Origin of the sequence: Ensifer canadensis (assembly GCF_017488845.2) — a bacterium.
Taxonomy (GTDB): domain Bacteria; phylum Pseudomonadota; class Alphaproteobacteria; order Rhizobiales; family Rhizobiaceae; genus Ensifer; species Ensifer canadensis.
In genome coordinates this window covers 3,457,327-3,483,174 of sequence record NZ_CP083370.1, presented here as the reverse complement: position 1 = coordinate 3,483,174, position 25,848 = coordinate 3,457,327, and the positions used below count along the sequence as shown (strand labels likewise).

Annotated in this window: 27 protein-coding genes, 1 tRNA gene and 1 riboswitch; of the genes, 8 read left to right on the top strand and 20 right to left on the bottom strand. The window is 61.7% G+C overall.

Annotation, left to right across the window (positions count from 1 at the left end):
- Position 1 precedes the first annotated feature (1 nt).
- From J3R84_RS16960 to J3R84_RS16940, 5 genes are all read right to left on the bottom strand, one after another.
- The gene (locus J3R84_RS16960) at positions 2 to 394 is read right to left on the bottom strand and encodes a hypothetical protein (protein ID WP_025425153.1); all 393 of its coding nucleotides are present in this window, start codon (positions 392 to 394) and stop codon (positions 2 to 4) included.
- Positions 395 to 481: 87 nt separating this feature from the next.
- Complete coding sequence (locus J3R84_RS16955; protein WP_025425152.1) at positions 482 to 670, bottom strand: Trm112 family protein; 189 nt, start codon at positions 668 to 670, stop codon at positions 482 to 484.
- Positions 671 to 680: 10 nt separating this feature from the next.
- Positions 681 to 1,361 carry an LON peptidase substrate-binding domain-containing protein gene (locus tag J3R84_RS16950; protein ID WP_025425151.1) on the bottom strand — a complete coding sequence of 227 codons (681 nt, stop codon included), beginning with the start codon at positions 1,359 to 1,361 and terminating at the stop codon, positions 681 to 683.
- 124 nt (positions 1,362 to 1,485) lie between these two features.
- Positions 1,486 to 2,463, bottom strand: a complete 978-nt coding sequence (trxA, locus tag J3R84_RS16945) for a thioredoxin (protein ID WP_025425150.1) — start codon at positions 2,461 to 2,463, stop codon at positions 1,486 to 1,488.
- 58 nt (positions 2,464 to 2,521) lie between these two features.
- On the bottom strand, positions 2,522 to 3,031 hold the full coding sequence (locus J3R84_RS16940; protein WP_025425149.1) for a prolyl-tRNA synthetase associated domain-containing protein: 510 nt from the start codon (positions 3,029 to 3,031) through the stop codon (positions 2,522 to 2,524).
- A gap of 255 nt (positions 3,032 to 3,286) precedes the next feature.
- On the opposite strand from J3R84_RS16940, the gene J3R84_RS16935 reads away from it, so the two are divergent.
- A tRNA-Gly gene (locus tag J3R84_RS16935) sits at positions 3,287 to 3,361 on the top strand.
- A gap of 112 nt (positions 3,362 to 3,473) precedes the next feature.
- On the opposite strand, the gene J3R84_RS16930 is transcribed toward J3R84_RS16935, so the two are convergent.
- The 9 genes from J3R84_RS16930 to J3R84_RS16890 all read right to left on the bottom strand — a co-directional run bounded on the left by J3R84_RS16930 (position 3,474) and on the right by J3R84_RS16890 (position 10,790).
- Positions 3,474 to 4,496: an aldose epimerase family protein gene (locus J3R84_RS16930; RefSeq protein ID WP_025425148.1), complete on the bottom strand. Its 1,023-nt coding sequence runs from the start codon at positions 4,494 to 4,496 to the stop codon at positions 3,474 to 3,476.
- Positions 4,497 to 4,784: 288 nt separating this feature from the next.
- Complete coding sequence (locus J3R84_RS16925; RefSeq protein WP_025425147.1) at positions 4,785 to 5,969, bottom strand: vWA domain-containing protein; 1,185 nt, start codon at positions 5,967 to 5,969, stop codon at positions 4,785 to 4,787.
- 14 nt (positions 5,970 to 5,983) lie between these two features.
- A complete protein-coding gene (gene metA, locus J3R84_RS16920; protein ID WP_025425146.1) occupies positions 5,984 to 6,910 on the bottom strand; it encodes a homoserine O-acetyltransferase MetA in 927 nt (308 codons plus the stop codon).
- Between the two features lie 63 nt (positions 6,911 to 6,973).
- A riboswitch (SAM riboswitch) is annotated at positions 6,974 to 7,051 on the bottom strand.
- A 192-nt stretch (positions 7,052 to 7,243) separates the two neighbouring features.
- Complete coding sequence (locus tag J3R84_RS16915) at positions 7,244 to 7,696, bottom strand: NUDIX hydrolase (protein ID WP_025425145.1); 453 nt, start codon at positions 7,694 to 7,696, stop codon at positions 7,244 to 7,246.
- Complete coding sequence (locus J3R84_RS16910; protein ID WP_025425144.1) at positions 7,693 to 8,532, bottom strand: AAA family ATPase; 840 nt, start codon at positions 8,530 to 8,532, stop codon at positions 7,693 to 7,695. Before J3R84_RS16910 ends, J3R84_RS16915 begins: the two co-directional genes overlap by 4 nt.
- Positions 8,533 to 8,653: 121 nt before the next feature.
- The gene (locus tag J3R84_RS16905) at positions 8,654 to 9,034 is read right to left on the bottom strand and encodes a RidA family protein (RefSeq protein WP_025425143.1); all 381 of its coding nucleotides are present in this window, start codon (positions 9,032 to 9,034) and stop codon (positions 8,654 to 8,656) included.
- 8 nt (positions 9,035 to 9,042) lie between these two features.
- Entirely contained in the window at positions 9,043 to 9,648 is a 606-nt protein-coding gene (leuD, locus tag J3R84_RS16900) for a 3-isopropylmalate dehydratase small subunit (RefSeq protein WP_025425142.1), read from the bottom strand.
- A gap of 215 nt (positions 9,649 to 9,863) precedes the next feature.
- On the bottom strand, positions 9,864 to 10,295 hold the full coding sequence (locus J3R84_RS16895; protein WP_025425141.1) for a VOC family protein: 432 nt from the start codon (positions 10,293 to 10,295) through the stop codon (positions 9,864 to 9,866).
- Positions 10,296 to 10,544: 249 nt separating this feature from the next.
- Positions 10,545 to 10,790 carry a hypothetical protein gene (locus tag J3R84_RS16890; protein ID WP_025425140.1) on the bottom strand — a complete coding sequence of 82 codons (246 nt, stop codon included), beginning with the start codon at positions 10,788 to 10,790 and terminating at the stop codon, positions 10,545 to 10,547.
- Positions 10,791 to 10,901: 111 nt separating this feature from the next.
- Here J3R84_RS16890 and J3R84_RS16885 point away from each other — a divergent pair, with 111 nt between their 5' ends.
- Together J3R84_RS16885 and J3R84_RS16880 are read left to right on the top strand one after the other, a co-directional pair.
- Positions 10,902 to 11,807 (top strand): HpcH/HpaI aldolase/citrate lyase family protein, encoded by a 906-nt coding sequence (locus J3R84_RS16885; RefSeq protein WP_025425139.1) that lies wholly within the window; start codon positions 10,902 to 10,904, stop codon positions 11,805 to 11,807.
- Positions 11,804 to 12,010: a DUF1737 domain-containing protein gene (locus J3R84_RS16880; RefSeq protein ID WP_025425138.1), complete on the top strand. Its 207-nt coding sequence runs from the start codon at positions 11,804 to 11,806 to the stop codon at positions 12,008 to 12,010. The genes J3R84_RS16885 and J3R84_RS16880 overlap by 4 nt, the downstream gene beginning before the upstream one ends.
- 88 nt (positions 12,011 to 12,098) lie before the next feature.
- Here J3R84_RS16880 and J3R84_RS16875 read toward each other — a convergent pair whose 3' ends face one another.
- A complete protein-coding gene (locus tag J3R84_RS16875) occupies positions 12,099 to 12,533 on the bottom strand; it encodes a metallopeptidase family protein (RefSeq protein ID WP_025425137.1) in 435 nt (144 codons plus the stop codon).
- A gap of 170 nt (positions 12,534 to 12,703) precedes the next feature.
- Here J3R84_RS16875 and J3R84_RS16870 point away from each other — a divergent pair, with 170 nt between their 5' ends.
- The 5 genes from J3R84_RS16870 (at position 12,704) to bfr (ending at position 19,597) form a co-directional block, all read left to right on the top strand.
- Complete coding sequence (locus J3R84_RS16870; protein WP_025425136.1) at positions 12,704 to 13,663, top strand: ImuA family protein; 960 nt, start codon at positions 12,704 to 12,706, stop codon at positions 13,661 to 13,663.
- Positions 13,614 to 15,131 carry a Y-family DNA polymerase gene (locus J3R84_RS16865; RefSeq protein WP_239637582.1) on the top strand — a complete coding sequence of 506 codons (1,518 nt, stop codon included), beginning with the start codon at positions 13,614 to 13,616 and terminating at the stop codon, positions 15,129 to 15,131. The genes J3R84_RS16870 and J3R84_RS16865 overlap by 50 nt, the downstream gene beginning before the upstream one ends.
- A complete protein-coding gene (locus J3R84_RS16860; RefSeq protein ID WP_038575756.1) occupies positions 15,128 to 18,484 on the top strand; it encodes an error-prone DNA polymerase in 3,357 nt (1,118 codons plus the stop codon). The genes J3R84_RS16865 and J3R84_RS16860 overlap by 4 nt, the downstream gene beginning before the upstream one ends.
- A gap of 242 nt (positions 18,485 to 18,726) precedes the next feature.
- Positions 18,727 to 19,140 carry a (2Fe-2S)-binding protein gene (locus J3R84_RS16855; protein WP_239637581.1) on the top strand — a complete coding sequence of 138 codons (414 nt, stop codon included), beginning with the start codon at positions 18,727 to 18,729 and terminating at the stop codon, positions 19,138 to 19,140.
- Positions 19,106 to 19,597, top strand: coding sequence for a bacterioferritin (gene bfr / locus J3R84_RS16850; protein ID WP_025425133.1), 492 nt, complete (start codon positions 19,106 to 19,108; stop codon positions 19,595 to 19,597). Before J3R84_RS16855 ends, bfr begins: the two co-directional genes overlap by 35 nt.
- A gap of 634 nt (positions 19,598 to 20,231) precedes the next feature.
- Here the strand turns inward: bfr and J3R84_RS16845 are convergent.
- The 5 genes from J3R84_RS16845 to rlmH form a co-directional block, all read right to left on the bottom strand.
- Positions 20,232 to 20,759 carry an RNA pyrophosphohydrolase gene (locus J3R84_RS16845; protein WP_025425132.1) on the bottom strand — a complete coding sequence of 176 codons (528 nt, stop codon included), beginning with the start codon at positions 20,757 to 20,759 and terminating at the stop codon, positions 20,232 to 20,234.
- Positions 20,760 to 20,997: 238 nt separating this feature from the next.
- Positions 20,998 to 22,215, bottom strand: a complete 1,218-nt coding sequence (locus J3R84_RS16840; RefSeq protein ID WP_025425131.1) for a divergent polysaccharide deacetylase family protein — start codon at positions 22,213 to 22,215, stop codon at positions 20,998 to 21,000.
- 137 nt (positions 22,216 to 22,352) lie between these two features.
- The gene (locus J3R84_RS16835; RefSeq protein WP_025425130.1) at positions 22,353 to 23,675 is read right to left on the bottom strand and encodes a S41 family peptidase; all 1,323 of its coding nucleotides are present in this window, start codon (positions 23,673 to 23,675) and stop codon (positions 22,353 to 22,355) included.
- Positions 23,665 to 25,098, bottom strand: a complete 1,434-nt coding sequence (locus tag J3R84_RS16830) for a murein hydrolase activator EnvC family protein (RefSeq protein ID WP_107027563.1) — start codon at positions 25,096 to 25,098, stop codon at positions 23,665 to 23,667. Before J3R84_RS16830 ends, J3R84_RS16835 begins: the two co-directional genes overlap by 11 nt.
- 207 nt (positions 25,099 to 25,305) lie before the next feature.
- On the bottom strand, positions 25,306 to 25,788 hold the full coding sequence (gene rlmH, locus J3R84_RS16825) for a 23S rRNA (pseudouridine(1915)-N(3))-methyltransferase RlmH (RefSeq protein WP_025425128.1): 483 nt from the start codon (positions 25,786 to 25,788) through the stop codon (positions 25,306 to 25,308).
- Positions 25,789 to 25,848 lie beyond the last annotated feature (60 nt).

The following is a 25,848-nucleotide window of genomic DNA, read 5'->3' as shown; positions in this document are numbered from 1 at the left end:
GTCAGAAGATGGTGAGATTCTCGATCCGGTAGACGAAAAGCGCCCAGAGCCAGCCGGGCGCGACATCGACGACGGCAGTGAATTTGTCTTGCAGATCCTGGTACGACAACAGCAATGTCATGCCGATCGCGATCGTCCACGTGAAGCAGATGCGTAGATTTCTGCGGCTGAAGAACTCGTAAAATCCGTCCTCGTCGTATTCGGTCCCGGCGACCATGTCCCAGAAACCGTAGTTCGCACTCAGCATGTCGTCGATGGCGTGATTGCGCCAGAACTGGCCGGGCGCGGCATTGAAGCGATCGGGAATGAAATTGAACGACGAGCGGAAGACATGGACCGCCGCGCCAAGCGCGGTCAGAGTCACGATCGCGACGACGTAGTGCCAGATGTTCATCGTGTCCCGCCGAGCTACCGATAGTCCAGGCAACTTACGGGCTATTCCTTGACTGATCGTCAAAGGATGTGGGATCGGCCGCTGGCGTCAGTCCTCGATCTTGCGTGCCTCGGAGATCAGCATGATCGGCACACCGTCGCGGATGGGATAGGCGAGCCGTGCCTTTTCCGAGATCAACTCATTGGCTTCGGCGCGATAGCTGAGCCGGCCCTTGGTCAACGGGCAGACGAGCAGTTCGAGCAGTTTCGGATCGACTTTGCTGGCGTTGACGTCCATGACCCCTCGCTTACTGCAGAATGTTGTCGACATCGCCGAAATTGCGCGCAAGCACGATCTCGGTAATGGCAATCAGCGTCTCGGCGCGGGTCTTGAGGTCGGGGGCCTCCAGCAGCGCCTGTTTTTCTGCCGGTCCGTAGGGCGACATCATCGCCATGGAGTTGACCAGCGTGCGGTTGCTGGCGCGCTCGACACTCTCCCAGTCGGCCTTCAGCTTGTTGGCCTCCAGATAGGCCCTGAAGGCTGCCAGCAGCGCCGAGCGATCGACAAGGCTTTCATCGTCGCGATTTTCGAGATCGGCCGTGAAGGGCCCGATACGGAAGCGGCGATAGCCGCGTGTGCCGGCCACCTCGTTAAACAGTCGGTAGCGGCATACGCCGGTCAGCGAGGTGATGTAGCGGCCGTCGCCGGTTTCGGCAAAGGAGGTGATGCGGCCGATGCAGCCGACCTCGCAGAGCGCGGGCACCGGCCCGACGCCGATGTCGTTGCGGCCTTCGCAGAAGGAGGGCTGGACAATCCCGACCAGCCGATTGCCGGAAAGAGCGTCGTCGAGCATCGCCAGGTAGCGTGGCTCGAAGATGTTGAGCGGCAGCTGGGCACCCGGGAGCAGCAGCGCACCGGTCAGCGGAAACACCGGAATGATCTCCGGCAAGTCCTGCGGACCAAGATAACGTGCATTTCCGACATGCATTCCAATTGACCTTGCAGATGTCCGGTTCTGCCCCGCCACGCCCATAGGCATAGCCAACCAGATCAAGAAATGGTGCGCCCTTCGAAAATCTCAAGGGAAAAACGCACCGATCTTGCTGCTCTGCTCAGGAAAAGAGGATCGACGACAGCTTGCGGCGGGCGGCGATCGTCGCCGGGTCTTTCGGGCCCCAGACTTCGAAGAACGAGACGAGCTCGCGCCGTGCGCCATCGTCGTCGAAAGCCCGGTCGCGCTTCATGACCGTCAGCAGGTGGTCGGCCGCGCCATTGCGGTCGCCTTCCACGTTGCGGATCTTGGCGAGCATCATGCGCGCCTCATGGTCGTCAGGGTTTGCCGCCAACCGCTGTTCCAGGGCGTTCGGATCGCCGAGCTTGCGGGCTTCTTCGATCTGGTCAAGCTTCTTGGCGATCGCGCTGATGCCGGCATCCTTGGCAAGATCTTCCGGCAGGCTCGTAAGCGCTTCGCGCGCTTCGGCGATCTGGCCAAGCGTGATCATGCAATCGACCATGCCGGCAATAGCCACCACATTCTCCGGGTCTGCCTGCAGCACGGCGCCGAAGAGCCCGGCGGCGTTCTCGGCATCGCCCGCTTCGAGCAACCCCTTGGCGTCGGCAAGTGCTGCCTCGATCTCGGCCTTGCTGTCGTCGACGGCGGGGCCGGCGATCTTTTCGATGAATTGCTTGATCTGGCTTTCAGGCACGGCACCCATGAAACCGTCGACCGGTCGCCCACCGACGAAGGCGATGACGGCGGGGATCGACTGGATGCCGAGCTGGCCGGCGATCGACGGATGGTCGTCGATGTTCATCTTGACGAGCTTCACGCGGCCGGCGGCTTCCGTCACGACCTTTTCGATCACGGGGGTCAGCTGCTTGCATGGTCCGCACCAGGGCGCCCAGAAATCGACGAGAACAGGCTGCTGGCGCGAGGCGTCCAGCACGTCCTTGCTGAAGTTGGCGGTCGTCGTTTCCTTGATCAGGTCGCCGCCCGGTGCGGCGGCCGCGGCCGGCTGGCCGCCGAAGGAAGCCGAAGCGGTCATCTGGTTGCCGAAGGACCCTGCATAGGGATTGTCGTTGCCCGTCATTCTTCTCTCCTCGCCGGTTCGTGATCCGGCTTCCTGCATTCGCGCCAAAGATCGTATGTCAGGCTGTCACTTTCAAGACAAGCGGTTCATGTCCCGTCGCTTCCATGAAGCGCAACAGGTCGTTCGAGCCGATCGAGGTCGTCGCGTCGTTGGAAAGCGGGTGGCAGTTGATCACATCGAACTTCATCAATTCCTCGTCGATGATCACCTTGACGTTGCCGCCGGTGTCGTTGATGGCGCCGAGTGCGGTCACCGCTCCCGGGATGACGCCGAGATATTCCATCAGCTTCTCCGGCTTGCCGAAGGAAACCTTGCTCGCAGCACCGATGACCTGGTGTACCGTCTTCAGATCCACGGTCGCGTGTTCCTCTACGGTCAAAAGGAAGTAGTTGTCCTTCTTGTCCTTCACGAACAGGTTCTTGGTGTGACCGCCGGGGATTTCGTCGCGCAATGCCACCGATTCGGCCACGGTGAACACCGGCTCGTGTTTTTTGGTGCTGTGTTCGATGCCGAGGTCGTCGAGAAAGCGGAAAAGTTCGTCCGCGGTCTTCGGCTGCGCTTCGTTCATGAGGGTGATTCTCCTGCCGCTCCGTTTTTTTCCAGTCTGCTTTAGGGGAGAACGGCCGCGGCGTGCAATCTCAGAGACGGCGGCGCGGCGCGAAAACGCGGCATTTGCGGGCTTCCCGGGGAGGCTTCCAAAAAATATTCGCTTTCTCGACATTTCCCTGTTGCATTCCAAAATCGCTTAGGCCATATAGCGCCCGTCGCCGCAAGACAGCGCGGCACCCACGGTCCACCGACTACCCCCGGACCGAGGTAATGAGCGGGTGTAGCTCAGGGGTAGAGCACAACCTTGCCAAGGTTGGGGTCGGGCGTTCGAATCGCCTCACCCGCTCCAATTTTCCCAACCATTTTACTTGTAAATGCTTTTGGCTTCGGCCAATGCATTCGCCCCGGGCGAAACGCAGCAGCCGTCTTGTCTCTGCTGTCAGCGCCGATGCGCTCGCCTGTCAGCTCTTCATGAAGACATAGTCGGTTTCCTGGCGGCGGAGTTCGCCGGGGCGCAGAACCGCGTTCGGAAAGCCCTCGTGATTGACCGCGTCCGGCCACACCTGGGTTTCAAGGCAGAAACCGGCAAAGGCGCCGTAGCGGCGTCCTTCGAGGCCGGGCACCGGCACGTCGAGCTTGAAGCCGGTATAGAGCTGGACGCCAGCCTCGGTCGTCAGCACTTCCATCGTCACGCCGGAATTGAGGCTGCGGGCAAAGGCGACTGAGTGTTTTGCCATGCGCTCCGGCGAAAGGCAGAAATTGTGGTCGTAGGCGATGCGTTCGCCCTCGGTCTGGCGCTTGAGCGAGGTCATTTCCCTGAGATCGAAGGCGGTGCCTTCGACCGGGCGGATTTCGCCCGTCGGGACCTGGAACTCGTTGGTCGGCAGATAATGGTCGGCGGCGATCATGATGTCGTGGCCAAGCGCGTCCGTGCCGCCATCGAGATTGAAATAGCTGTGCTGGCAGACATTGGCGAGTGTCGGCCGATCGGTCTCCGTCTCGTAGACGACACTGAGCACGCCGCCGGCTTTGAGCTGGTAGGTGCAGCGGATCTGGCAGCTGCCGGGATAGCCGGCGCGGCCGTCCGGGTCGGTGATCGCCAACGTGACGCTGTCCGGTGTGTGGCTGACGATCGTCCAGTTGCGCTTGCCGATGTTGTCGCTGCCGCCATGCAGGTGGGTCACACCTTTTTCATTGCATTCGAGCTGGTAGGTTTTGCCGTCGAGCGTGAAGCGACCGTCGCCAATACGGTTGGCGCAGCGGCCGGGCGTCGCGCCAAAATAGGGGGAATGGTCGAGATAGCTTTCGAGATCGGTGAACCCGAGCACCAGCGGCGGCTCATGGCCATCCAGCCGCAGATCCTGGATCACGCTGCCCCAGGTGAGGATATAGGCAGTAAGGCCACCACCGGAGAGTACGACACGATGAACCGGCTCACCCGATGGCAGGTGTCCGAAGATTTCCGTATCCGCATGCTTGTCCATCGCCTGGCTCCCCACAGCGCCGCGCGTCTTAGCAGACGCGCAAAGGTCGCTGTACACTCTAGAACTGCTGCATGTTGTATCCTTAAATCGGCTAGAGCGCCGTGCGTTCAGATGAACACACAAAGGACGCTCTAGCACTTTGATTCTAGAGCATCTTATCCGCTTTCAGTGATTCCACTTGAAAGCGGGATGCTCTACGATTTACGGAAACATGCAGTCCTCACGACAAGCAACCTGCGTCATTTCAGGTGGATCGGCAACCGGAAATCGAGATTTTCTGCGGTAGATTCAGCGTGATAGTTGTTTCGTCGCGTCCTGCAGTCCGGCAAGCGTCAAGGGAAACATCCGTCCGCCTACGAGGCTCCTGATCATGCCGATCGACTGAGTGTAGCCCCAATGCTGCTCGGCAACCGGATTGAGCCAGATAGACCGGGGAAAATGGGCGGCGATACGCGAGAGCCAGAGCCCGCCGGCCTCGTCGTTCCAATGCTCGACCGAACCGCCGGGGTGGCTGATCTCATAGGGGCTCATCGATGCGTCGCCGACGAAGATCGCGCGGTAGTCGCTGCCGAAGGTGCGCAGCAGCTCCGCCGTGCGGGTGATGTCGGCGCGCCGGCGGCGATTGTCCTTCCACAGGCCTTCGTAGACGCAATTGTGGAAGTAGAAGTGCTCCATGTGGCGGAATTCGCCGCGTGCCGCCGAAAACAGCTCCTCAACGATGCGGATATGGTCGTCCATCGAACCGCCGACGTCGAAGAACATCAAGAGCTTGATAGCATTGCGCCGTTCCGGCCGGGTGACGACATCGAGATAGCCGTGCTCGGCGGTGGCGCGGATCGTGCCGGAGAGGTCGAGTTCGTCGGCAGCACCCTGGCGCACCCAGCGCCTGAGCCGTTTGAGCGCCACCTTGATGTTGCGCGTGCCGAGTTCGACCGTGTCGTCGTAATCCCTGAATTCGCGCCGGTCCCACACCTTGACCGCGCGCCGGTGCCGCGAGCCGTCCTGGCCGATGCGCACACCTTCGGGATTGTAGCCATAGGCGCCGAAGGGTGAGGTGCCGGCGGTGCCGATCCATTTGGCGCCGCCCTGGTGGCGCCCTTCCTGTTCGCTGAGCCGCTGGCGCAAGGTCTCCATCAGGGTCTCGAAGCCGCCAAGGCTTTCGACCAGGCGCTTCTCTTCCTCGGTCAGATATTTTTCGGCAAGCTTGCGCAACCACTCTTCGGGGATTTCACCCTGCGCGAACTCGTCTGGCGGATTGATGGCCTCAAGGCCGGAAAAACAATGCCGGAATACGCCGTCGAAGCGGTCGATATGGCGCTCATCCTTCACCAATGCCGTGCGTGCGAGAAAATAGAACGCCTCGATATCGAAGGTGGCAATGCCCGCCTCCATGCCCTCGATCAAGGACAGGAATTCCCGGAGCGTCACCGGGATCTTCGCGGCCTTCAATTCGAGGAAGAAGGGGATGAACATCCGCGGCTCCGGCCCTAGCTTTCGTTCCTGCCGATCAGGTCCATTTCGTAGGGCGTCGTCTGGTACATCTCGTTGATCCAGTTGCCGAAGAAAAGATGCGCATGGCTGCGCCAGCGGTTCTGCGGCGGCAGGGTTGAATCATTGTGCGGGAAGTAGTCATGCGGCATCTTGATCGGTACGCCCGCATCCACATCCCGGAAATATTCGTCCGATAGCGAAGTGGAATCATACTCTACGTGATTGAACATGTAGAGGCGCTTGCCCTTCTTCTCGTGCACGAGGCACACACCCATCTCCTTCGATTCCATCAGGATCTCAAGGTCGGGCACCGCATCGATGTCGGCGCGGCGCACTTCGGTCCAGCGCGACACCGGCACGGCGAAATCGTCGGAAAAGCCGTTGAGATAGACGGAGGAGGGCTGCAGGTTCTGGTGGCGGTAGACGCCGAAAGCCTTCTCCTTCAGCGGATATTTCGGCACGCCATGGAAATGATAGATCGCCGCCATCGCGCCCCAGCAGACGTTCAGCGTCGAATGCACGTTGGTCGTCGTCCAGTCGAGGATGCGCTTGAGTTCGTCCCAATAGGTGACGTCCTCGTATTCCAGCGTTTCGACCGGGGCGCCGGTGATGATGAAGCCGTCGAACTTGCGGGCCTTCACCTCCTCCCAGGTCTCGTAGAAGGCAAGCAGGTGTTCCTCGGAGGTGTTCTTCGCGCGGTGCGCGCCGATGCGGATCAGCGACAGCTCGACCTGCAGCGGCGAGGCGCCGATGAGGCGCGCCATCTGGATCTCGGTCTTGACCTTGTTCGGCATGAGGTTCAGCAGCCCGATCTGGAGCGGGCGGATATCCTGACGGATCGCCACGGTCTCGGTCATCACCCGCACGCCCTCGGTCGCGAGGGTCTCGAATGCGGGCAGCGTATCGGGTATCTTGATGGGCATGGGGCTTCCACTCGATCAATACAAAAAAACCGGCGGCGATTGATCGCGACCGGTCCTCGGAAAATCCACGTTTCCTCGGCCCTTTAGCGATTTGTTTAACGTGGCTGCAAGCCGGCCGGCCAAATCACCACGGATTGTTTGATAGCGCGGCAAGGCCGCGGGGGTCAATGAAAAACGATTCGTGTGGGTTGGCCCCTCATCCGGCTGCCGCCACCTTCTCCCCGCAGGCGGGGAGAAGGGACATTGCCGCGGCCGTTCGGCTCCCTTTCAGGCTTACAGCAGGTGATGAGGTTGCGGTCGCCGCGTTCCCCCGCCCCGCTTGCGGGGAGAGGGTTAGGGTGAGGGGCAATCTGTTGCTAGGTGCAGCAAGTCCAGACCGTTCTGCATGCCATATCCCAGCCGCTTGCCGGCCTCGCTCTGACTGAGCCAGAAGAAGCGAAAGCGGATCGGCGGGCCACCGCTCTCCGGCGTCATTTCGCGGTGCAGCCAGGGTTCCTTTTGTTCGCCGGCTAACGGCCCATGGAAATAGTGCCGGCGATGGCAGATTTTCCGGCCGTTCTGCGTGAAGTGATAGTCCTGCGTTTTAAATGGCAATAATGCCGGCGGCGGCGTCAGCCCGGTCTCCTCGACAAATTCGCGGAAGGCCGCCGCTTCAGGGCTTTCTCCCGGTTCTATCGTGCCGCCCGGGACCTGCAGATCTACATCGGGAAAGTCCGGCTCGTCGAAGACGAGCAGATGCCCTCGCCAGGTGGCGTAGATCAGGACCTTGTTGGCGTCCGGTCTCATCCGTCGCGGCGTGCCATGAAGGCCAGGCGCTCGAAAAGGTGGACGTCCTGCTCATTCTTGAGAAGCGCGCCGTGCAGCTTCGGCAGCATGGTCTTTGGATCGGCGCGCAGGTCGGCCGGGTCGATCTCGTCGGCGACGAGCAGGCGGATCCAGTCGAGCGCTTCGGAGGTCGAGGGCTTCTTCTTCAGCCCCGGCACCTGGCGGATATCGTAGAAGGCGGCAAGGGCTGCCGAAAGCAGCGTCTTGCGGATGCCGGGATAGTGCACCTCGACGATGCGGGCGAGCGTGTCTGCGTCGGGAAAGCGGATATAGTGGAAGAAGCAGCGGCGCAGAAAAGCGTCCGGCAGTTCCTTCTCGTTGTTGGAGGTGATGACGACGATCGGCCGCTGGCGGGCGTGGATCGTCTCGTTGGTCTCGTAGACGTGGAACTCCATCCGGTCGAGTTCCTGCAGCAGGTCGTTCGGAAACTCGATGTCGGCCTTGTCGATTTCGTCGATCAAGAGCACCACACGCTTCCCGGCCTCGAAGGCCTGCCAAAGCTTGCCCTTGCGGATGTAGTTCTTGACGTCGTTGACGCGCTCGTCGCCGAGCTGGCTGTCGCGCAGGCGCGAGACGGCGTCATATTCGTAAAGTCCCTGCTGCGCCTTGGTCGTCGACTTGACGTTCCATTCGATCAGGTCGAGTCCCAGAGCAGCTGCAACCTGCCGCGCAAGCTCGGTCTTGCCGGTGCCGGGCTCGCCCTTGACGAGCAGTGGCCGTTCCAGCCGGATCGCGGCGTTGACGGCGATCATCAGGTCCTTGTCGGCGATATAGTCGGCGGTGCCTTCGAATTGCATGGGCTTCTTCCGGTCATAGTGATGCGGAAAACGGTCCTGCGGGCGAGGGCCGTCGTCATGCTTCTGCAGTAGCGCATAAGCGGTGCAGGTGTCACTGCCGCTGGCTGCGACCCGTCAGACGTCAGCCGCGGAAGGCGGTAACCTCGATCTCGATCAGCATTTCCGGGCGGATGAGATCGCAGACGATCATGGTGGCGGCAGGGCGGATTTCGCCGAACATCTCGCCGAAGATCGGAAAAACCCGGTCGGCGAAACTGGCATCGGTGACGTAGTAGTGATTGCGCACCACGTCTAAGAGCGAGAAGCCCGCCTCTTTCAGCGCGCCCTCGATCGTCTTCAGGCAATTGTGCGCCTGCTCTTCCACCGTTTCCGGCATGGTCATGGTGGCGTAGTCGTAGCCGGTGGTGCCGGAGACGAAACACCAGTCGCCCTTGGCGACGGCACGCGAATAGCCTGCCGTCTTCTCGAAGGGCGAACCGGAAGAGATGAGCTTGCGCGTCATCCCGTCGCTCACGCCCAGGGGCGCGAGGCGGTGGTCGACTTTTCGAAGCTGTCGATGGCCGTTGCCTTCTCCAGCGTCAGGCCGATGTCGTCGAGGCCGTTCAGCAGGCAGTGGCGCTTGAAGGCATCGACCTCGAACTTGACCGTGCCGCCGTCCGGACCAGTAATTTCCTGGGATTCCAGGTCGACCGAGAGGATGGCGTTGGAGCCGCGCGAGGCGTCGTCCATCAGCTTGTCCAGGTTCTCCGGGCTGACGACGATCGGCAGGATGCCGTTCTTGAAACAGTTGTTGTAGAAGATGTCGGCGAACGAGGTCGAGATCACGCAGCGGATGCCGAAGTCGAGAAGCGCCCACGGTGCGTGCTCGCGCGAGGAGCCGCAGCCGAAGTTGTCGCCGGCGACCAGGATCTTGGCGTTCTGGTAGGCGGGCTTGTTGAGCACGAAATCCGGGTTGACCGAGCCGTCCTCGTTGTAGCGCGCTTCGGCGAAAAGTCCGGTGCCGAGGCCGGTGCGCTTGATCGTCTTCAGGTAATCCTTCGGAATGATCATGTCCGTGTCGACGTTGACGACGGGGAGGGGAGCGGCGACGCCGGTGAGCTTGACGAACTTTTCCATAACTTCAGGCCTTCGATTTCAGCGAAATGTTGCGTAAGCGTTTAGATCAGTTTTGCGCCGAAATGAAGGAAAATCTATCCCGAAGATGCTTGCCGGGCGGGTGAAATCGCCTGCCCGGCAAGTGTTGTCGCGGTTGTTTTATCCGTTGGGCGCCTTGCCCGAGGGTTTTGCCGAAATCGGCCGGTGTCTGGCTTCGGTCTCAGCCTGTCTTGACTCTAGCCTGCTTTTACTGGGGCGTTCAGCGCCCAGAGCACGCCGAAGGGGTCGCGCAGCTGCCCGTAGCGATCGCCCCAGAACATCAATTCGATCGGCATCACGACTTCGGCGCCGGCGGCGACCGCCTGGCTCCACCACGCGTCGATGTCGTCGACCGGCAGCATCAGGCTGAAGGCCTGCGGCTTTTCCAGGGCATGGCCGTATTCCGGATAGGCGTCACTGAGCATCAGCGAGCTGCCGTTGATGTGGAGATGGATATGCATCGTCCGGCCCTGGTCGTCGACCGGTTGCCGATAGGCTTCCTTTGCGCCGAAGGCGTGCTTGTAGAATTCCGCCGCCTTGGCCGCGCCGTCGACCTGGAGATAAGGCACCAGGCCGTTGAGGGCCTTCGGCAGCTGGTTTGCGTCTGTTTTCTGCGTCGTGCTGTCCATGTCATGCTCCTGTTGAGGGAATGATGCAGTGGCCATGACCTTTGCTGGCCGGACCCAAGGACGAACGCAAGCGGGTCTTGCCGACACGGGTGTCGCAAAAAAATCGAGCGAGATTGGGCTGCCGCGTCGGGCAGACTCAAGCATTTCGGGAAAAATGCGAAGCGGTTCCCGTCAGGAAGTGCGTAGAAACAAGGAGATAGAGCGCTTCCGCGACGTCGTCTAAACCGGAAACGCTCTGGAGATCGATGCCTAGAGATCGATGATCGTGCCGCGACCGTCGTTCCAGATGCGCATTTCGCGCGGGGCGGCGCCGGAGGTCGGGCGGGCCGTTGCTCGAGCCTGCTTCAGGTTCAGCCGGGCGGCAATGGCGCTGCCGATCGCGACAACGGCGGCGATGCCGGCGAGCGCAAGCGCAAGCGATGCGGTGAAGACGAAGGCTGCCAGCGTAATGGTGATGGCGAGAGCCGTAAAAAGAACAGAACGTATGCTTTGCATGATCGTCACCTTTCTGCTCGGGATGTGGGTGTTGCCGCCGCCGCTTGCAAGAGGGGTGCGGCCGTTCGCCTCGTCTTGCGGAAAAAAGGAAAGGCGGGCACAACTGGCCGCATGACAAAATCGATCGAACATCACCCCGTTCGCCTGCGCCGTTCGGTGCTTTCAGTGCCGGCCGACAATGCCCGCGCACTGGCCAAGGTTGCGGAACTTGCGGCCGATGCCGCGATCTTCGACCTTGAGGATGCGGTGGCGCCGGAGCGCAAGGCCGAGGCGCGGGACGGCCTCGTTCGCCACCTCGTCGAAAACAGGCCGGATTGTGAGGTCATCATCCGCATCAATGCGCTCGGATCGGGCTTCGGCCAGCAGGATCTGGCGGCGGCCGTTTCGGCAAAGCCTGACGCAATCCTGCTGCCCAAGGTCGAAAGTCCGGCCGATATCCAGATCGTCGCCGACTGGCTGGCCGATAACGATGCGCCGGAGGCGTTGCGTCTCTGGGCGATGATCGAAACGCCGCGCGGTGTCGTCAATGCGCCTGTTATCGCCGAGACCGGCCGCACCTTCGGCGGCAGGCTCGATTGTTTCGTCGTCGGCCTCAACGACCTGCGCAAGGAAACCGGTGTTCCCGACCGGCCCGGCCGTCCGTACCTCATCCCCTGGCTGATGCAGATCCTTTTGGCCGCACGCGGGAGCGGTCTCGACGTCATCGATGCGGTGTTCAACGATTTCCGTGACGCCGACGGTTTCGACGAGGAGTGCCGGCAGGGGCGCGACATGGGCTATGACGGCAAGATGCTGATCCACCCGCTGCAGATCGGCCCGGCCAACGAACGCTTCGGCGTCGAGCAGGCGGCCGTCGACGAGGCGCGCGCCATCATCGCCGCCTTCGCGCTGCCGGAGAACGCGGAAAAAGGTGTCATCAATCTTCATGGCCGAATGATCGAGCGGCTGCATCTCGATCAGGCCCTGAAGCTCGCCGCCAAGGCGGAGATGATTGAAAAACGAAAGGCAAGATTTTGAAACTTTACCGCTTCCTCACCGGCCCCGACGATGCGTCCTTCTGCCATAAGGTGACGGCGGCACTGAACCAGGGTTGGTCCCTGCACGGCTCACCGACCTACGCCTTCAATGCGGATACGCAGCACATGCAATGCGGACAGGCCGTATTCAAGGAAGTCGAAGGCAAGGACTACCACCCCGACATCAAGCTGTCGGAACAGTAAAAAGCAGGAACGCTTCGACTTTCCGGCCGGAGCGTTTTTTTGTTTTCCGATTGTTTTTCGGGGGCTCTGCCTCGGAGCGGATGGGGGCTTAGTTGCCCACGTGCTCCACGCTCGCCTCGATCCGTTCCATATCGTCGTCGGAGAGGCCGAAATGGTGGCCGATCTCGTGGATCAGCACATGGGTGATGATGTCGCCCAGCGTTTCCTCGTTTTCCGCCCAATAGTCGATGATCGGGCGGCGATAAAGGATGATCCGGTTCGGAAACTCACCTGTCTCCATGGTGAAACGTTCGCTGATGCCACGGCCTTCGAACAGGCCGAGCAGGTCGAACGGCGTCTCCAGCGCCATGTCCTCGAAGACGTCGTCGCTTGGAAAATCGGCAACCTCGATGATGAGGTCGGTCGTCAGTTGGCGGAACTCCTGCGGCAGGTGGCTGTAGGCTTCCACTGCGAGTTGTTCGAATGTCGTGAGCGTCGGTGCGTGGCGTTCCCGCCAATCATCGGTCTGGTCAATGCGGGCCATAGGCACTCCTTGTTGCCCTCCATATAGCGATTTTGCCTTTGTTTTTCGAGTGTTGAATTCCGGCTGGGGTGGGCGAGGAATAAATTCTTAAACTTGGCTGTTGACTCATGTGGTCAGCTCTGGAATCTATAAGAACATAACAGGAACATCTTAAATGGGAGTTGACCGTCATGGCCGAGAACGCCGTGCAGCGGGAGACCGTTCTTTCGCTTCGCGAAACCATAGCCAGGATCGAAAATCGCAGGCTTGCGGGCGTCGTGAAGGCGGTCAAGGCGGCCGATCCCGCAGGCTTTCGGCGCAAGGAAGAAGGTCACCAGTCCTCCGGCCGCAAGGTCCTGCCGCTCGGCATTCCCGAACTCGACGATATCCTCGAGGGCGGCCTGCCGCTCGAGGGTATGACCGAGATCCGCAATTCCGAGACGCGCGATGCCGGCGCTGCGGCCGGTTTTGCAACCGCGCTCAGCGCCCTTTGTCAGCAGGCGCGCCAGCAAAAGGGCGATGCCGGGGCACCGGTTCTGTGGGTCAGCCAGTCGCTGGCCTCGACCGAGGCCGGCCTGCCCTACGGTCTTGGTCTCAAGGCTTACGGGCTCGACATTCGAAGCCTGATCCTCAGCCTGCCGCGCACGGTGAAGGACGCGCTGTGGATCGCCGAGACGGCGCTTTCCGTCCCGGCCTTCTGTGCCGTCATTCTCGAAATTCGCGGCAATCCGGCATCGCTGGCCTTGAGCGAAAGCCGGCGCCTGCATGTTCGCGCGCGCGCCGGACGCATTCCTCTTCTTCTTCTGCGTCAGTCCGGTCACGAGGAGGCGAGCAGCGCCTTCTTCCGGCTTCATATCGAACCGGCGCCCGCCCGCGAGCGCGCCCTCCCTGACGGTTCGATGCTTTGCGGCAGCATCGGCCATCCCGTCTTTCACGTCATTGCCGAAAAAAGCAGGTCTCCTGCTCCCGTCGGCCTCTTCCTGGAGTGGAACCCCCATGACCGCCGCTTTTACCCCGTCGAGCCCCTACCAGCCGCTGCTGCGGCAGACCCACAACCAGCGCATTCTGTCGCTCGACTTTCCGCATCTTCCGGCCGACCGGGTGGCGCGGAGCCGCTGGGGAACCTCCTGGCTTTCCCGCGGGCGTCCTGATCATCCGCCTGTCGTCTTTGCCGACCGGGTCAGGAATGCGATGCGCCTCGTCGCGCTCGATGGCCTTGCCGAGAAATCAGGATTCCAGTTGGGCCAGGGCGTTGCCGAGGCGCGGGCCATGTGTCCCGAGGTCGATGTGCTGCCCGCCGACCGGGCGGCGGATCGCGCCCTTCTGGAAGGGCTTGCGGACTGGTGCAGCCGCTACACGCCGCTGGTGGCGCTCGACGGCGAAAGCGGCCTTTATCTCGACATTACCGGCTGCGCCCATCTGCTCGGCGGCGAGAAATCGCTTCTCGACGACCTGCTCGCCCGGCTCTTTCATCTCGGCATCGAGGCGCGTGCGGCGATCTCGTCTTCGGCAGGGCTTTCCTGGGCGGTGGCGCGCTTCGGCTCGCAAAGCGTGATCGCTCCGGAGGAGGCCGTACGCGTGCTTGCGCCACTGCCGATGGCTGCCCTCAGGCTTCCAGTCGACATGATCGAAACGCTCGGCCGGGTCGGGCTCAAGCAGGTCGGCGATATCATCGAGGCGCCGCGGGCGCCGCTTGCCCGCCGCTTCGGATCCATTCTGCTCCTGCGCCTCGATCAGGCCATGGGGCTGGAGGACGAGCCGCTCTCGCCGCGGCTCCCCGTTGCCAGCCTCTCGGCCGAGCGGCGGCTTTCCGAGCCGGTCCAGGGTGAGGACGATATTCTCGGCCTGACGCAGGAGCTGGCAGCAAGGCTGAAGCCGGAGCTGGAAAAGCGCGGCGAAGGCGGACGGCTGTTCGAACTGCTGCTGTTTCGCGTCGACGGCCGGGTCTTTCGCATCGCTGCCGGAACGTCTTCGCCGCTGATTGAACCGAGCCGCATTGCCGGCCTTTTCCGCGAGCGGCTGCAGGCGGTGCACGAGGATCTCGATGCCGGTTTCGGTTTCGAGATCCTGCGGCTGTCGGTTCCCAAAAGCGAAAAATACGAGGTGATGCAGGAGGATTTTTCCGGCACGCCGGATCGGCAGCAGCCGCTTGCGGCCTTTGCCGACAGGGTCATGGCGCGGCTGGGCGCAGAAAGCCTGTTTCTGCCCGTCCTGTCGCAGAGCCACGTGCCGGAGCGTGCCGCCGCCTTTCAGCCGCTTGCGGATGTGGAAATGCTGAAGACGGTCGAGGAAGCCGCTTCCACTGTTCCGGCCTGCCTTAGGATGGCTTCCGTTCGACCGCAGCGGCTGTTCCAAAGTCCGGAGCCGGTGGAGGCGGTGGCCGAGGTGCCGGAGGGCCCGCCCAGAAGCTTTCGCTGGCGGCGGAGCCTTCATCGCATAGCGCGCGCCGAGGGTCCTGAACGGATCGCGGCCGAATGGTGGGTCGATGGCGAAAAGGCGGCCGAGCGGGATTATTTCCGGGTGGAGGATGAAAAAGGCCGGCGCTTCTGGCTGTTTCGAGAAGGGCATTATGGCGGGCCCGCACAGCCGCGCTGGTTCATGCATGGGGTCTTCGCATGAGCACGCCCTATTTCGAGATCGGCGCCTGGTCGAATTTCTCCTTCCTCGAAGGAGCCTCCCATCCGGGCGAAATGATCGTTGCCGCCAGCCGCCTTGGTATTTCCGGCCTTGGCGTTGCCGATCGCAATACGGTGGCGGGCGTGGTGCGCGCTCATGCGCAGGCCAAGGTGGAGGCGTTTTCCTTCCAGCCCGGCGCCCGGCTTTCCTTTGCCGAAGACATCCCGGATGTGCTCGCCTATCCGCGCAACCGTCGGGGCTGGGGCAATCTCTGCCGCATGCTGAGTGCTGGAAACCTGCGGGCGAAGAAAGGCACCTGTACGCTCTACGAGACCGACCTTGTCGAATGGGGCGAGGATATCCTGATTGCCGTCCTGCCCGACCCGGTGATCGGGGCGTCGGAGGCTAAAAACCTTGCGGAATTTCTCAAGCGGCTGAAGCCGCATTTTGCCGACCGGCTCTATCTGGCGCTGGTGCCGCGCTATGACGGTTTCGATCAGCTTGTCTTTGCCGGGCTGGCGACCATCGCCCGCAACGTGGGCACGAGGCTGATCGCCACCAACAGTCCGCTGTTTCACGCGCCGGCGCGCCGGCCGCTGGCCGATATCGTCACCGCCATACGCGAGCATGTGACGGTGGCGCAGGCGGGGTTCCGGCTTCAGGCGAATGCCGAACGCCATCTGAAACCACCGGCGGAAATGGCGCGCATCTTTCGCGACTACCCCGAGGCGATCGCCAATACCGGGCATTTTTTCCGCCGGCTGAATTTCACTTTGGCGGAACTCGAATACCAATATCCCGATGAGAGTTTTGCAGGCGAGACGACGACACAGACCCTCAGGCGGCTGACGATGGAAGGCGCCCATGTGCGTTATCCCGAAGGCATTCCCGCGAAGGTCTCGACCCAGATCGAATACGAGCTCGAGCTGATCGCCAGCAAGCGCTATGAGCCCTACTTCCTCACCGTGCGCAACATCATGGAATATGCGCGAAGCGTCGACATTCTCTGCCAGGGCCGCGGCTCGGCGGCAAATTCGACGGTCTGCTACTGCCTTGCCATCACCGAGGTCGATCCGCTTTCGACGACGCTGCTTTTCGACCGGTTCCTGTCGACGGAGCGTGACGAGCCGCCGGATATCGATGTCGATTTCGAGCACGAGAAGCGGGAAGAGGTGATCCAGCATATCTATAGGACGTACGGCAAGGAGCATGCGGGGCTTACGGCCGCCGTCATCAGCTACCGGGCGCGGTCGGCCGGTCGCGAAACGGCCAAAGCCTTCGGCTTTTCCGAGGACGTGCAATCGGCGCTTGCCGGTTCGGTCTGGGGTTGGTCGGCCGCCGACCTGTCGGAACGGGAGGCCAAGGCCGCCGGTCTCGATGTCAAGGATCCAACGACGGTGCGAGTGCTCGACTATGCCACCGCGCTGATGAGCTTTCCCCGCCATCTCTCTCAGCATGTCGGCGGTTTCGTCATCACCCGCGATCGGCTCGACGAGGTGGTGCCGATCATGAACACGGCGATGCCCGACCGCTACATGATCGAGTGGGACAAGGACGACCTCGATACGCTGAAGATCCTGAAGATCGACGTGCTGGCGCTCGGCATGCTGACCTGCATCGCCCGGGCGTTCAAGCTGATGGAGCGGCATTACGGCGTGAGGAAAGACCTGCACACGCTGTTCAAGGATGAGCAGGATGACGTCTACGACATGATCTGCCGGGCCGATACGATCGGCGTCTTCCAGATCGAGAGCCGGGCTCAGATGAGCATGCTGCCGCGGCTCAGGCCTCGTGTCTTCTATGATCTCGTCATCGAGGTGGCGATCGTGCGGCCCGGACCGATCCAGGGCAACATGGTGCATCCCTATCTGAAGCGGCGGGAGCAGCGCAATCGCAACATACCCATCGAATATCCGAGCAAGGAGCTGGAAGTGGTTCTGGAGCGGACCCTTGGTGTGCCTTTGTTCCAGGAACAGGCGATGCAGATCGCTATTACCGCGGCAAATTTCACGCCGGGCCAGGCCGATCAGCTCAGGCGGGCAATGGCGACCTTCAAGCGAACCGGCACCATCCACACCTTCGAGCAAAGGATGGTCGAGGGCATGGTCAACAATGGCTACGACAGAGATTTCGCCGTACGTTGCTTCAAGCAGATCGAAGGCTTTGGCGAATACGGCTTTCCCGAAAGCCATGCTGCGTCCTTCGCGCTGCTCGTCTATGTCTCTTCATGGCTGAAGACCTATTATCCCGATGTCTTCTGCGCAGCACTTCTGAACTCACAGCCGATGGGCTTTTACGCTCCCGCCCAATTGGTGCGGGACGCGCGCGAACATGGCGTGCGGGTGCTGCCTGTCGATATCAACCATTCGAATTGGGATGCGGACCTCGAGAGGGGCGGGCATGATCGTGGTGCGGTGGAGCCGCGCCATCGGGACATGCTGGGTGTGATCAAGACGGAAAAGGCCATCCGCCTCGGCTTCAACCAGGTCAAGGGGCTGAGAGAGATGGAGATCGTGGACAAGCTTATCGCCCATCGCGGCCGGGGCTATACCTCGGTTCGCGATCTCTGGCTGCGCTCGGGATTGCCGCGCTCCGTGCTGGAGAAGCTTGCCGATGCGGATGCGTTCCGTTCGATCGGGCTCGATCGCCGCAACGCGCTTTGGGCGGTAAAGGCGCTGGATGAGAAAAGTGCTGCCGAGCGGTTGCCGCTCTTCGAGCAGGCGACGCAGGACGAATTCCAGCTGGAGCCGGCAGTTTCGCTGCCGGTGATGCTGGAGGGCGAGCAGGTCATCAACGATTACCGCTATCTCTCCTTCTCGCTGAAGGCGCATCCGGTTTCTTTCCTCCGGGCGGAGTTTTCGGGGCAGGGGCTGGTCGAAAACCGCGCGCTTGCCACGGCACCCGTCGGCCGAAGAGTGACGGTTGCCGGGCTGGTGCTCGTTCGCCAGCGTCCAGGCTCGGCCAAGGGCGTGATCTTCATGACGATCGAGGACGAGACCGGCGTCGCCAATGCCATCGTCTGGCCGAAGGTTTTTGAAAAATACCGGCCGGTGATCATGGGTGCGCGTCTCGTCAAGATCCGCGGCCGGCTCCAGCGTGAAAGCGAGGTCATCCACGTGGTGGCGGAGTATATCGAGGATATGACCCCGATGCTCGGGCTGTTGCGCAAGGAGGAGCGCCGCTTCGGCGCCAACGATCGTGCCGACGAGGTGCTGCGACCGACGGCCGACGCGCGCGATAAGAAGGTGCTGAAGGAACTGCGCCTTGCGGCTGCCCGCCGTGCCGCCGGCGCCGATCATCAGGCCGTCGCGACCGAAATTGCCGACGTCATGCCGAAAGGCCGCAACTTCCATTGATGAACAGACACGATGGGCTCGGCTTGGCTTCGAAGGCTCGGTCCCTCACAGCCGTTTCATGACCCGTCCTTCCGGAGCTGGGCTTGCCGTACCGGATTTCGGCCACTCACCTTGGTCTTCCTGCGTAAAAATGTCGCAGTATCCTGCGGCAATCGCCGGGAAATCCACAGAAAGAAAGGTCATCAATGCTACGCTAATATTCTGAAAATACGATGTTTTTTGTCATGTTTAGATTCGTTCTAATCTGCGTGCAAGTTCCGCTTGTGGAGTTTTTTGTTGACAATAAATGTCCTCTTTTGCTTTATGAGCGAATTCAGGACGTTGCGTTTCACAGGCAAGACGACATGCTGGTTTGCAGCTGCAATTTCATCACGGAAAAAGAGATCGAGGACATGATTGTCAGCCTTCTCGATGAAGACTGTTGGCAGCTGATCGTGCCGGCGAAAGTCTATCACGCGATGGAAAAACGCGGTCGCTGCTGCGGCTGTTTCCCCAACGTCGTCGACATCATCATCCGCACCACCGAGCAATATCACGGCCGTCGCGACTCGACGGATGTCGAGATATTTGATTTCATGGCCCGCCTCAAACAATTCCATGAAGACAACCGGAGGGCGGATTTTGAAAGGCGACAAAAAGGTCATCGAGCAGCTTAACGAAGCGCTCTATCTCGAACTCGGCGCCGTCAACCAATACTGGCTGCATTTCCGCCTTCTCGAAGATTGGGGCTACACGCTCCTTGCCAAGAAGGAACGTGCCGAGTCGATTGAAGAAATGCATCATGCCGACAAGCTCGTCGCGCGCATCATCTTCCTCGAAGGTCATCCGAACCTGCAGACGGTCGGACCGCTGCGCATCGGCCAGAACGTCAAGGAAGTGCTGAAGGCGGATCTCGCCGGCGAATACGATGCCCGCACGGCCTACAAGAAATCACGCGACATCTGTCATGACGCCGGAGACTACGTCTCCATGAAGCTGTTCGAAGAGCTGCTTGCTGATGAGGAAGGTCATATCGACTTCCTCGAGACCCAACTCGAACTGCTCGAAACCATCGGCGAAGCGAAATACGGCCAGCTCAACGCAGCACCGGCCAACGAAGCCGAGATCGACTGAGCGTCTCGCACCATTCACACGAGAAAGCCGCCGATCACCTCGGCGGCTTTCTGGTTTTCGGGCCAAGACGATCTATGGCGCCCCGTTGCCTGACGCGCTTAGAGCATTTCCAGGAAAAGTGCGAAGCGGTTTTCCGTCAGGAAATGCGTAAAAACAAAGAGATAGAGCGTTTGTGCGGTTCCGTCTAAATCGGAAACGCTCTAAAGAATGGGCGCGCGGGCTGACGGTTCGCCCGCATGCAGACCCTCAAAGAGCCCGGTGGGGGTCTGTGAACCCTCAGGCTCGAGCGCATTTCTCCATGCGTCTTCAAACGGCGATGCGCCCTGCACCGAATTGGTATCGGGCCGGCCGGCGCCTGCTCGATACCAACCTGCCGGATATTGGCGATCGGCCCCAGAGTGGCATTGCTGCCGGGCAGGGCAAAACCTCAACCGGAACCAGGCGGTCGGTGAGGGTTGCCGCGGCAATCGCAAGACCAAAAGCGCGCGCTGCGAGCGGCCGCCTATCGTCCGCTGGCAGCTCGCAATCTGCGACGGATGCCAGGGCATCGCTTTGCGGTGTGCGTGTTGTCGGCTGGGTCCCCCGCGAAAGGTCGATGTCAGCGCAGACCCGGCCCCTGTTGCGAAAGGCGTAGTTACGGCGCCAGGTGGGCGAAGGCGGCAACGACCTCCTCATAGACCTTGCGCTTGAACGGTACGATCATCTCCGGCAGGTCGCGCATCGGCTTCCAATCCCAGGCGTCGAATTCCGGTTCGTGGCCGCCCGGCGGTGGGTTGATGGCGATCTCGTTCTCGTCGCCCTCGAAGCGGAAGGCATACCAGCGCTGCGTCTGGCCACGAAATTTGCCCTTGAGGCCGATGCCGATCAGGTGTGAAGGCAGGTCATAGTTGATCCAGCCCGGTGCCTCGGCGAGCAGCGAAACCGTGCGCATGCCGGTCTCTTCATAGAGCTCGCGATAGGCGGCCTTCAGCGGATCCTCGCCCTTGTCGATGCCGCCCTGCGGCATCTGCCATTGCTGCGGCGAGCCGTCATATTCGGAATTGCCGACGGCGATCCGGTGGCCGGCCCAGACGAGGCCGGCGCGGTTCAGCACCATGACGCCGACACAGGGGCGATAGGGCAGGTCTTCGGCCCGTAGGTTCTTGTCGTTATGCTTGCTCATCCGCTGTCCTCTCCTGGCTCAAGGCGTGACCCACTGCTCGCGCACGGCAGCGTATGGCCCTGAAGTGTTCGAACCTTTGTGAAGTCTCATCGCACCCATCTTTCGGGTTCGCAATGATTTCGTGCGCCTCGCCTGAGGCGCTGGGCTTCTGACATGGCGCCCTACATGCAGCAATTCAAAGTGCTACAGCGACCTTTGCGCGTCCAATAAGACGCGCGGCGCTCAAGGCACGCTTGACCTATCTCTGCTGCGGGTCCTTGACGAGTGCTGAAACGCCGACGATCTCGATGCCGCGCCCTTCCGCCTCGCCGGCCCACTGGGCGATGGCGGCCACGCTCTCGTCGAATGCCGAGGCGACACCGATGGCTGTACCGTTGCGCCGGGCGATGCGTTCCAGCTCGTCGAGTTTTTTCAGGATGGCGCTGCGGCTGAGCTCGCTGTCGACGGTCATGTCGGCGAAGCCATGCGGAACGTCAAAGGCATCGGCAAGCTTGCCGGACAGCGATTGCGCCGACGTGCCGTCGTCGAGGAAAAGCACGCCGCGTTTGCCGAGATCGCGCATCACCGGTTCGAGAGCATCGGCATCGGAGAGAAAGCGCCCACCGAGATAGTTCATGATGCCGGTGTAGTTGGTGATCTGCGCCATGTTCTTGTGCAGTTCGGCCAGGTTCTTCGTCGAACCAAGCGAGAGGCGGAGCGCGCGCGGTCCCGGATCGTTGTCGGGGTAATCGAAAGGCTCCATCGGGATCTGCAGCAGGATCTCATGGCCGCTGCGTCTTGCCTCCTGCATCCAGCGCTGCAGGCTGTTGCCGGCGGCGGCAAAGGCGAGGGTGACGTCGGGCGGCAGGTCGCGGATGGCCTTCTGCGTGCCGGTCTGGCTGAGGCCAAGGCCGCCGATCACAAGCGCGATACGGGTGCCGCGTGCACCCGACCAGGGTCGGGCATATTGATCCATCGGCCGCAGCCCGTCGGCGGCGGTGATCGGTAGCCGGCCCTCAGCGCTGTCTTCCAGCAGGTCGTCATTCGGAAGGGCGGCCATGCGCGGGTCCTGGCCGCGGATCGGGCCGACATTGATCAGCGCAGGCCCGCTGCCGTCGCGTTGGCGCGGCGTGAACTTGGTGACGGTCGCGCCGTCGTTTGTCAGGGTTTCCTCGACATGAGCGCCGGAGAAGGCGGTGCCCGGCTTCAGCGTGCCGCCGCTGGTGTTCGATGCTTGCCCGCTTGTGGAATTGGGTGTCTTTTGTGCCGTTTCGGCCGGTTCCGGCCCAACCATACCCGGTTCGGACGCCTGCCTGCGCAACCCATCCGGAGCGACGGCGTTCCAGACGGAAAGGCCGATTATGGAAAGGGCAAAGATGCCGACAAGGGAATAGCTGAGAAGGCAACGACGGTCGCGTCTTGGCGCGGTCTTTTCCCGGCGGTTCTGGCCAAGGGGGGCATTGAGATCTGTTCCCAAACGGAGCCTCGGTCGACCTGAAGGAGAGTTGCCGGTGAGGGATGCGCCGTTTTTAAGAGAATCGGCGGTTTCCGGCAGCACCTGCAGCCCACATAGTATAAAGGCGCCGGGTTGACCAGCCCGGCGCCTTCAATGGCTTACTTCTTGAGCTCTGCCTGCTCCGGGCTTGCCGGGAAGGCCGGATCGGTCTTCTTGCCGCGCAAGAGGTCAAGCGCGTAGTTGAGCTGCAGGTCGTCCTTGGTTTCCGGCGGTACATAGGCGACCGAGCCGGAACCTTCGTCGGTTTCGCTCTGTCCCTGGATGTGGCCACGCAGATCGGATTCGCCCTGGGCTTCGACCCTGCCAAGCAGTTCCGGCGGCAGTGGCTGTTCGACCTTGATGTCGGGCGTGATGCCCGTTCCCTGGATCGATTTGCCCGACGGCGTGTAGTAGAGCGCCGTCGTCAGGCGCAGAGCGCCTGCTTCGCCGAGCGGAATGATCGTCTGTACCGAGCCCTTGCCGAAGGAGCGCGTGCCGAGCACGGTCGCGCGCTTCAGGTCCTGCAGGGCGCCGGCAACGATTTCCGATGCGGAAGCCGAGCCGCCATTGACGAGAACGACCACCGGCTTGCCGTCGGTCAGATCGCCAGGCGTCGCGTTGAAGCGGCGGGTCTCGTCCGGATTGCGGCCGCGGGTCGAAACGACCTCGCCACGCTCCAGGAAGGCGTCGGAAACGTTGATCGCCTGGTCGAGCAGACCGCCCGGGTTGAGGCGCAGGTCAAGGACATAGCCCTTCAGCTTGTCGGCCGGTACTTCGGACTTGATCTTCTCGATGCCCTTCTTCAGGTCGTCGTAGGTCTTCTCGGTGAACGAGATCACGCGAAGATAGCCGACGTCGCCTTCGGTGCGGAACTTGACGGCGCGAACGGCGATCACGTCACGCACGATCGACAGTTCAATCGGCTTGTCGGCGCCCTTGCGCAGGATCGTCAACTTGATCGGGGTGCCGACGGCGCCACGCATCTTCTCGACCGCATCTTCAAGCTTCAGGCCACGAACGTCCTGGCCGTCGATCTTGGAAATGAAGTCACCGGCGAGAACGCCGGCGCGGGCCGCGGGCGTGTCGTCGATCGGGCTCGTGACCTTGACGAGGTCGTCTTCCATCGTCACTTCGATGCCGAGGCCGCCGAATTCGCCGCGGGTCTGGGTGCGCATGTCCTCGGCGTCGGTCGAGTTCATGTAGCTCGAGTGCGGATCAAGCGAAGAGAGCATGCCATTGATGGCATTCTCGATCAGCTTGTCATCCTGCGGAGGGGTGACGTACTGCGCGCGCACGCGCTCAAACACGTCACCAAAAATCGCCAGCTCGCGATAAGTCGAGGTATTGGCCGCGACGGCCGGAACGACAGCCGAATAAATGACGCCCATAGCGGTCGCACCCATCAGCGCCCCGACCAGAACAAGTGAAGCCCTACGTATCATTTCGCGCCTTTCCAACCTCTGCTGCGGTCCACCATGGTCGGGAATCAACCGGTTTTCCGTCTTTTCGGAATTCAATGTAAAGCGTCGGCCGGTCGGTTTCCAGCGCCAAGGCCGCAGCACTTGCGACTCTTTTCGCACCCATCGTCGCAAGCGGTTCACCCGCCACGACAAATTGTCCGGTCTGTACGCTCACCTTCTCCATGCCCGACAGCACAACATGGTAGCCGTCGCCCGGATTGAGAATGATCATCTGCCCATAACTGCGGAAATTGCCTGCATAGACGATCCAGCCATCTGACGGCGCAGTCACCAGCGCGCCGGGGTTGGTTTCCAACATGATCCCTTGCAGGGAGTGCCCTGTACCATCGGCATCACCGAACTTTCGCAAAAGCGATCCCGCGGCCGGATAGGCAAGCTTATTCCTCAGCTCCGAGAACACGTATGCTGGCGCAATGCGGTTTTTGTCGGGCACGGCGCTCCGGGCGAGCTCCCGCGCCGCTTCGCGCTCGGCCTCGCTCATGCGCAGGCGTTCCTCTTCCTGCGCGCGTGCGGCGGCAGCCGCGTCGCGCACCGAAGCGATGTCATTTTCGAGCGAACCGATGAGGCCTTCGAGATTGGTCGCCTGCGAGGCGAGTTCCTGCGCCTTGCGCTGTTCGGCGGCGAGTTCGGCCGCACTTTTCTGGCGCAGTTTTTCCTTTTCGGCCACGAGCATCGACATGCGACGCTCTTCCTCGGCATTGGCCGTCATCGCTGCCGTCAGCTCTTCGCGCTGCTTGCCGATGCCGGTTCTGATATCGGCGAGCGCCTTCAGGTCGGCGACGAGGTTGTCCGTTTCCTCGCGAATTCCGGGTACGACAGCGCCGAGCAGAATGGCGCTGCGAACGGAGCCGAGCGCATCCTCAGGCGTCACCAGGATCGCCGGCGGCGGGTTGCGGCCCATGCGCTGAAGTGCGGCGAGCACTTCGGCAAGCACCCCACGCCGGGCGCGCAGCGATCGGCGCACGGTATCTTCCTTGGAGCGCAACTCGCTCAGCTTCTTCTCTCCATCGACGATCTGCTGCTCCAGACCCTGCCGCTTCCTGGCAGAATCGACGATGGCGGCGCGCAATGCCTCATTGTTTTTGTCGATCTCGGCGATGGTCGCCGCCAGCTCGTCGGCGCGCTCCTGCGACAGCGTGATGGTTTTCGACAGCGCATCGAGCTCGCTGCGGGTGCTGTCTCGACGAAGCGTCAGGTTTGCCGCCGGATCGGGCGGCCCCTGCTGCTGGTCCGCCGCTGATGCCGCTGGCGTCGCCGGTGCATCCTGGGCGGCTGCCGGAAGCGCAGCAACAAGCACAAGCGCCAGCAGCGCCGCACTGCGGCCGGGCCGCCATGCTTCGCCACCGATCTTGCTGAAAGCGCTCATCATGCTTCGGCGCGTCATTCGTCCCTATGCATCCAACTGGAAATGCTTCGCGCTTACTTCCGCCAACCGGAACCGATTTTCGGAAAGCGTCATGCGCAGTTTCAACGTTTCTGAGCGCTCGCCGGGCATCTTTCCCCGGTGCGTGACGCTCTCCTCAAAAAGCCTAATCTGATTTGGCGGATGCGACCAACACATATTCTCGTTATCGCCGGTGCATGGCGCGTCTCAGACACGGTGATAGGGATGTCCGGAAAGGATGGTCACGGCGCGATAGAGCTGTTCGGCGATCAGAATGCGCACCAGCTGATGCGGCCAGGTCATCTTGCCGAGATTGAGCACGGCGTCGGCGCGCGAATGAAGGCCAGGGTCGAGCCCGTCGGCGCCGCCGATCGCGATCATCAGGTCGCGTTTGCCGCTATCGCGAAAACTGCCGAGCAGCGATGCGAAGCCTTCGGAATCGAGCGCCTTGCCGCGTTCGTCAAGCAGCACCAGCAGACTGCCGTCAGTGAGCGCTTTTTCAAGCTGGGCTGCCTCCTCCCGCTTGCGCGTATCGGAGTTGGAGGCGCGGCTTTCGTTGACTTCGACCACGCGGGAAAGCTCGAGACCGATCGCCGGACCGGCCTTGGCAAAACGATCGAGATAGCGGGCCGCAAGATCCTTTTCCGGCCCCGCCTTGAGGCGGCCGACTGCGAAAAGTCCGATACGCATGACCCAATCCGTCTCCGCCTGCGCTGGACCGCACTGCTGCACACCTCCTGAAACCGGGGC